The sequence below is a fragment of the Actinomadura sp. CNU-125 genome, from assembly GCF_001942465.1.
Classification (GTDB): domain Bacteria; phylum Actinomycetota; class Actinomycetes; order Streptosporangiales; family Streptosporangiaceae; genus Spirillospora.
This window is the reverse complement of record NZ_MKJY01000319.1, coordinates 1-5,336: the sequence shown is the minus strand read 5'-3', so window position 1 is coordinate 5,336 and position 5,336 is coordinate 1. Positions and strand designations below refer to the sequence as shown.

Sequence of the window (5,336 nt, the reverse complement as noted above, 5' to 3'; positions counted from 1 at the left end):
CGGCGACGCGGTCGCGTTCGCGGTTGCGGCGGTCGCCGTAGGTCGCGACGATCGCGCGGTAGAACGGCTTGCGGATCGCGGTCGGGACGAGCCGGTAGCCGCCGCGCACCACCACGTTCCGCCAGTACTGCGGGCCGGTGATGAACCGTTCGCGGCGCATCTCGCGCTGCAGCCGCAGCTCCGAGCGCAGCAGGTCGCGGCCGCCGCGGCGCTGGTAGGCGCCGTCGCCGACGCGGTAGTACACGAGCGGCTCGGACACGTTCACCACCCGGGCGCCCGCCGCGATCATGCGGGCGAACAGCCAGTAGTCCTCCATCAGCGGCAGGTCGCCGTAGCCGCCGACGGCCCACACGGCGCTGCGCCGGTAGACGACCGTGGGGTGGTTGAACGGGTCGTGCAGGCGCGAGTAGCGGGCGATGTCCTCGGGGTCGCTCGGCGGGATGCGGCGGCCCACGATGTCGCCGATGTCGGCGCCGAACTCCAGCAGGCCCGCGCCGACGAGGTCGGCGCCCGTCCGCACGAGCGGCACCTGCATCTGGAAGCGGTGCGGCATGGCGACGTCGTCGGCGTCCATCCGGGCGATGATGTCGTGCCGCGCGGCCTGCAGGCCGGAGTCCAGCGCGGGCCCGAGGCCCCGGTTCTGCTCCAGCGGGACGAACGCGACCTCGACGGGGCTGCCGGCGACCAGTTCCTTCAGGCAGGCGGCCAGTTCCGGGGAGACCGGGCCGTCCTGCACCAGCACGACCTGGTCCGGGCGGAGCGACTGGTCGTGCACCGCACTTCGGAAGGCGTCCTTGACATACTCGGCCCGGTCACCGCCGTAGACGGTCATGAGCAGAGTGAATGGCTCGGGCTGCATGCGGTCCGTTCCGGGATGGGGGCCGTGACGCTGGGCAGAGCCAGGTGCGGGGAGGCGGCTCCGAGGGGGTCGGTGTGGTCGGGGGGTTACTGCCGTCCTACATGTGACGCTTTAGTGGGGTTGGCGGTTGCCCGCGGTGAGGATACCGCCGTGACGCAGGTGACAGCACGTCGTCACCGAACGTCCGGTTGGATCGACTCAATTCGACGCGCATATGTCCTGATCTGCCCGAACTTCTCCCGCCACCTTCGGCACCGGGTTCACCCCGCGCAGCTTCGCGCCGTCCCCGCCGATGACGAGGTACACATAGCCCGGTTTCGCCTTCTTCCACGGCTTCGGCTTGTGCCCCGGCAGCGCGTTCGCGAGCCGCTGCGCCTGCCGCTGCGCGCCCGTCCCGTACAGGATCGCCGTCTTCTCGTAGACCTTGTCCGCGTTGCCGACCTTGACGACGTCGAAGCCGCGCGCGGCGAGCTGCTCGGCCGTCCGCTTGCCGAGCCCGGACGAGGTCGTCCCGTTGTAGACCCCCACCTTGACCTCGGCGGGCTGGACGGGCGGGGCGCCCTTCGCGGGCTCCGGCTCCGGTTCGGGCACCGTGTTGTCCTCGCGGACGGCCGCGAACAGCGGCTCCGCCTTCGCCCGGTCGAACTGGACGCGGTTGCGGTCCTGCGGGTACGCCTGCACCGGGACGGTGACGAACCGGACGTTCCCGGCGCTGATGCCGCGCAGGCCGGTCGCGAGGTCCTGCATCACCGAGAGCGTCATGTCCTCGTCCGTCCGGATCGAGTCGGCGATCGCTTCGAGGAACGCGTACACCCGCGCGGGATCGGTCAGCATGCTGCCGTCGGTGGCCTTCTTGACGATCGACGCCATGAACGCCTGCTGCCGCTTGATCCGTTCGAGGTCCGAGCCGTCGCCCAGGCCGTGCCGGGTGCGGACGTACCCGAGGGCCTGCTCCCCCTTGACGGTCTGCCGCCCGGCCTTCAGGTTCAGCTCGGCCCGCGGGTCGTTCACCGCGCGCGGCACGCAGATCTCCACGCCGCCGAGCGCGTCCACGACCCGGGTGAACCCCGCGAAGTCGACCTCGACGTAGTGGTCGATGTGGATCTTGGTGAGCGCCTCGATCGTCTGCCAGGTGCAGGCCGGGCCGCCCTCGGCGAACGCCGAGTTGATCATGCCGAACCGGGCCGGGACCGTCCTGGTGTCGGTCTTGCACTCGGGGATCTGCACCATCGAGTCGCGCGGGAAGCTGAGCCCGATCGCGCCCTTCCCGCCCGGCGAGATGTGCAGCAGGATCGCCGTGTCGGAGCGGCGGCCGATCTCGGTCCCGTACCGGGAGTTCTCGCCCTCCCGGCTGTCGGAGCCGAGCAGCAGGATGTTCGTCGCGTCGTTCAGCTTCTCCGGGCGGTTCTCCCCTAGCTTGCCCTTGACGTCCTCGCGGTCGATGCGGCCGTCCAGCTTCCGCCAGAACCCGTAGGCGGACAGGCTGCCGATCACCAGCGCCACCGACAGGACGATCGACATCCAGCCCAGCGCACGCCACACGCGCCCCGGCGGCTCCGGCACCCGCGGGGCGTCGTCGTCCTCGTCCGCGTAGTAGACGGGAGGCGGCGCGACGGCTCGCTGCATCCGTCACATTTCAGCACAGATTGGACACCCGCCACCGGTGTCACGGGAAAGTCGGCGCGGGGGCGGGTCCCACCCGCGCCCGGCCGGCGCGGCGGTCGCCCCCCGGGGCACCCGCCATGCCGACTAAACTCCGGAAAAGATGAGCATCGTAGACGCGCTGACGGACCGGGCCATGGTCGTCCTCCAGGACCGCCCGCTCGTCCCGCTGACCCCCTGGCTGGCCTCGACGATCGCCGAGTGCACCGAGAGCGGACGCACGCTGCAGCTGGTCACCCCGCTGGAGACCCGGCTGTCGCTGCCGCTGCGCACCGCCGCCGAAGGCGACACCGTGCACTGGATCGTCCGCAACGGGGACGGCTACTACGAGGGACTCACCGGACGGCCGTTCAAGTGGGACGGCGGCACGTTCGTGCCCGTGCCGGAGGCGCGCGACTACGCGCCCGGCTTCACCACCCGGCCGACCGCGCCGATCGGATCCCAGCTCAGCCTCGTCTACCGGCTGCGGCACGACGCCGACGCCGACCTGTCGGGCGCCGTCGAGCGGCTCCTGCAGCTCCTCACCGGCCAGGCCCCCGCCGGTTTCGGCACCCACGAGCCGCTGGCCGACGCGTGGCGCGGCGACGCGTTCACCCAGGCCGTCAAGGGGCGGCCCGACGCCCGGCTGCTGGTCGGCGGGGACGGGCCGCGCGCCGCGCTCGCCATGTGCGACTTCCGGGTCGTCGGGGCCGGCATCGCCGAGGTCACCACCGTCACCGTCGGGTACTCCACCGAGGACCCGCCGCCCCTGCAGCACCTGCCGTCCCTCGTCGGGGCGCTCGCCGCCGAACGTCCCGTCGCGTCCATGTTCGTGCAGCTCACGCCCGGCCGCGCCGACCTCACCACCGAGCCGCGCTGGACCGGCCAGACCGCGCCGGTCGCACTGGCCGTGACCGGGCAGATGTCGGGGCCGTCCGGCATCCCCGGGCAGCAGGTCGGGCCGCAGCGCGCGCCGCTCACCTTCTTCCCGCTGGGGGACGGCCGCTCCGCCGACGGCTGGCAGCGGCACAGCATGCTGATGCAGCACCTCCAGTCCGCCTGACGCCGACAGTGTGCCCCCGAAATCGGATTTACGGACCGTCCGACACCATTCGCCGCAGAGAGCCGATGATCTACCCGTAAGGGATGAGGTAGCGTCCCTTGCCATGGGACAGCCCGGTCAGCTCGACGCGCTGGAGCGGGCCGTCGAGGGCACCCTCGCGGAAGGTGCGTTCGAGTTCGACGGCGACGCGGCGGTCCTGCGGATCGACGGCTCCCCCATCCTGCTGACCGGCTGGTCACTGTCGCTCGGCATCGGCGGCGTCACGCTGCTGCTCACCGGCGCCGTCCTGTCCCTGACCGGACTCGCGGACGCCGCCCGCTGGGCGCTCGCACCCGGCGCGGCGATGCTCGGCGCCGTCCTCGTCCTGCTCGCGCTGCTGCGCCTCGCCCCCGTCGGCTCCCTCTGGCCCGAACTGGAGCTGCACTTCACCGACCGCGCGCTCGTCCACCGGCGGACGCGCGTCCCGTTCGGCGACCTGCGGCCCGAACACCTCGTGTGGAAGAACGGCCGGTTCTTCCGCCGCCTCTACGTGCGGCACCCGGCGCTGCGCAGGCAGCTCGCCGGGTTCTTCGAGGGCGAGGAACGGCAGGCCGCCGAGTTCCAGCGGCGGCTCTGGGAGCTGATCTCCGCGCCCGACCTGCCCGGCGTCCTCACGCACGCCGCCGGACTCACCCCCGTCCAGCAGTGGATCATCGGCGCGGGCGCCTACGGCGCCGTCAACGGGTTCCGCGTCGACCGGCTCGGCACCGCGCCCGGCGAATCCGCCGGGGCCGCCGACCGCCGCACCGCCCTCGAACTCCTCCAGGACCCGTGGGGCGCCTTCGACCTCGAACAGCTCCTCGGCGCCGTCAACTGGCTCGTCCAGGACGGGCACCGCGCCGACTTCGCGCAGGACGCCGAACTCGCCGCCCGCCCGGCCGCCGACCAGGACCGGTACGCCGACCTGCTGCGCGAGGTCGACGACCTCATCGCCCGCGACCGGCTCGAACCCCCGTTCGTCGAGCGCCTCATCGAACTCGTGCACGTCCGGTACGGCGCCGACGGCGAGGACTACGCGCGGCTCGTCCCACCGCTGCTGCGCGACGAGCCCGGCGCCGACCTCAGCGACCAGGGCGCCGAACTCGCGCACTTCCTGCACCGGCTGTTCAACGACCGGAGCCACGCCGCCGAGGAACTGCACCGGCTGAAGACGCTCGCGGACCCGTCCGTCCGCACCGGCACCGGCCGGTTCCTCATCTGGGACTACGGCCGCGCGCTCATGCTGTACCGGTGGGGGCACATGGTCGGGTGGCTGACCGAGGAGTACTGCTGGGAGCGGATGCTGCCGCTCGCCCTCGACATCCAGCGCAACTACACGTCCTGGCGCGACATGGCCGCCTGCTACCTGCAAGGACGGCTGCTGTGGTCGGGCGGCGGCGGGCAGGCCCAGCACGAGTACGACCGCCTCATCGAAACGCTCGCCGCCGAGCCGCTCAGCCCGTGGAACGTCGTCCCGTGGAACCTGGAGCTGACCCGCGACTGGCCCTGACGGCTCGTGGAGGACGATTTTACGGGCGCCGACCTGCAAGCCCACCTACCGGTTCGGCGATCACCCGCCCCACGGACACGGCCTCCTACGGAGGAGGCTGCGGCCCCTGCGAATACGGCGGCTGCGAATACGGCGGCTGCGGAGGCCCCGGATTCTGCGGGGGCCACGGCCCCCGCGGCGGCCCCGGCTGCCCCGGCGGCGGCCCGGGCGGCATTCCCGGCTGCCCCGGCTGCCCCGGCGGGTTC

Annotated in this window: 4 protein-coding genes; 2 read left to right on the top strand and 2 right to left on the bottom strand. The window is 72.5% G+C overall.

Translation table 11 applies throughout. From position 1 onward, the window contains the following. Window positions 1-859: glycosyltransferase (locus BJF79_RS30730; protein WP_075902668.1), on the bottom strand; the 859-nt coding region annotated here is incomplete at its 3' end. A gap of 198 nt (window positions 860-1,057) precedes the next feature. After that, window positions 1,058-2,485: an LCP family protein gene (locus tag BJF79_RS30725; RefSeq protein ID WP_075902664.1), complete on the bottom strand. Its 1,428-nt coding sequence runs from the start codon at window positions 2,483-2,485 to the stop codon at window positions 1,058-1,060. Window positions 2,486-2,624: 139 nt separating this feature from the next. Between BJF79_RS30725 and BJF79_RS30720 the strand changes: the two genes are divergently transcribed. Both BJF79_RS30720 and BJF79_RS30715 read left to right on the top strand, forming a co-directional pair. Further along, complete coding sequence (locus BJF79_RS30720) at window positions 2,625-3,563, top strand: DUF6177 family protein (protein WP_262402779.1); 939 nt, start codon at window positions 2,625-2,627, stop codon at window positions 3,561-3,563. 103 nt (window positions 3,564-3,666) lie between these two features. Further along, entirely contained in the window at window positions 3,667-5,091 is a 1,425-nt protein-coding gene (locus tag BJF79_RS30715) for a DUF1266 domain-containing protein (RefSeq protein WP_075902662.1), read from the top strand. Window positions 5,092-5,336 lie beyond the last annotated feature (245 nt).

What these genes read in the sequence shown, in the direction of transcription:
- BJF79_RS30720 (WP_262402779.1), top strand. Translation starts at nt 2,625, where the DNA reads ATGAGCATCGTAGACGCGCTGACGGACCGGGCCATGGTCGTCCTCCAG.
- BJF79_RS30725 (WP_075902664.1), bottom strand. Translation starts at nt 2,485, where the DNA reads ATGCAGCGAGCCGTCGCGCCGCCTCCCGTCTACTACGCGGACGAGGAC.
- BJF79_RS30715 (WP_075902662.1), top strand. Translation starts at nt 3,667, where the DNA reads ATGGGACAGCCCGGTCAGCTCGACGCGCTGGAGCGGGCCGTCGAGGGC.